Consider the following 1,609-nt stretch of genomic DNA (forward strand, 5'->3'; position numbering starts at 1 on the left):
CTCCGGCGCTTCTGCCGACCGACGACGCCGTCACCGTCCAGGAGAACACGTGGGCCTTCTACCCCCTGTTTCCGGTGCTGGGCCGGGTGGTGTCCGGGCTGACAGGCACGGGCCCGGCGTGGTCCCTGACGGCCATCGCCCTGGTCTCCGGTGTGGGTGCAGCCCTCGTGGCGTACAGAATTTTCCGGCACCGGGCCACGCACCGCACGGCGCTCTGGGGGACCGTGTTCCTGGCGGCTTTCCCGGTGGCGCCGGTGCTGCAGGTGCCCTACGCCGAATCCCTCAACCTGCTGCTCCTCGGCGCCGCGCTGCTGCTTGTCATGGAGCGCCGGTACCTGTGGGCCATGCCCGTTGTGGTCCTGATGTGCCTTTCCCGGCCTACCGGGGTTCCGTTTGCCGCGATGATGGGCCTGTTGCTGCTCTACCGTCTCTGGCAGCGCCTCACTGCGCAAACCCGTACTGCGCAAACCCGTACTGCGCAGACCCGCACTGTGCAGCATCCCACGGCACAACACGCCACGGCACGACACCCCGCGAACCAGAGCCCCGCGACACAGGGCGTCACAGTGCAGCGCCGGGACGGCCTCGCCCTCCCCGGCAACGCCGAGCTGTGGTCACTGGGCGGGCTCACCGCCGTCAGCGGCATCGGTGCCCTGCTGTGGCCGGCCATCGCCTGGGCCGCGACCGGCGATCCGGGCGCCTACACCAAGACCGAAACCGCATGGCGCGGCGAAGACCTGGTGCCGTTCAAGCCATGGTTCGACGCCGGCATCATGCTCTTCGGGCCGACTTTCGGCGTGCTGGCTCCCTTCGTGTTCGTTGCCGCGTTCACGCTGCTGATGATGTCCCGGCCGGTCGTCGCCCTGGGCACCGAGCTGAGGCTCTGGTGCTGCTGCTATATGGGCTACCTGCTGGTCTTCCTGCACCCCCAGACCAGCACGTTCAGGATGCTGCTGCCGCTGTTCCCGCTCGCCCTCAGCGCCGCCCTTCTCTCGCGTTCCCGCGCCTACCGCGGCACCGTGGTGGTCATGTTCGTGCTGCTGCAGGTCGTCTGGATTGTGTGGCTGTGGGCGTGGGCGCAACTGCCGGGCGGAGGGGACTACCCGCCGTGACGCACAGCACCATTTGGCGGTGCCGGCCCGGCCTGGCGGGACGCGCTGGAAAGTCCAACGATTAGCTACGGGCGGATTGTTACGCGATAATAGAGGATAAGCAAGGACAAGAAGCACACAGTTTGTAAGCGGTTTATTTGTGAGTTTGCCGGTCACGGCAGCCTCCTGGAGCGCTGCCGGACGGCTTGATTGGCCAAGCGGACGCAGCCCGGCCGGGCTGGTATGTCAGGGACTAATGGAGGGGATATTCCTTATGGCGGCAATGAAACCACGCACCGGCGACGGCCCTATGGAAGTGACGAAAGAGGGACGAAGCCTGATCATGCGTGTTCCGCTCGAAGGCGGGGGGCGGCTTGTAGTCGAACTCAATGCCGCTGAGGCGACGAACCTCAAGGAATGCCTCGTCGGCGTCACCGAATAGCGTCACGCCAAGAGCTTTGCAACAGGGCGGGGTCCCGGCCACCAGGCTGCGGACCCCGCCCTTTGCTGTCAGCGCC

The 1,609-nt window shown here is 66.6% G+C and carries 2 protein-coding genes; both read left to right on the plus strand.

Translation table 11 applies throughout. The annotated features are described in order from the left end of the window. Positions 1-1,112, plus strand: a 1,112-nt coding sequence (locus tag LQV45_RS30995) for a hypothetical protein (RefSeq protein WP_230011143.1), incomplete at its 5' end; no start/stop codon positions are given. A 253-nt stretch (positions 1,113-1,365) separates the two neighbouring features. Beyond that, complete coding sequence (locus LQV45_RS31000; RefSeq protein ID WP_079550332.1) at positions 1,366-1,533, plus strand: DUF3117 domain-containing protein; 168 nt, start codon at positions 1,366-1,368, stop codon at positions 1,531-1,533. The last annotated feature ends 76 nt before the right edge of the window (positions 1,534-1,609 follow it).

The sequence above is a fragment of the Microbacterium sp. Bi128 genome (assembly GCF_918698205.1).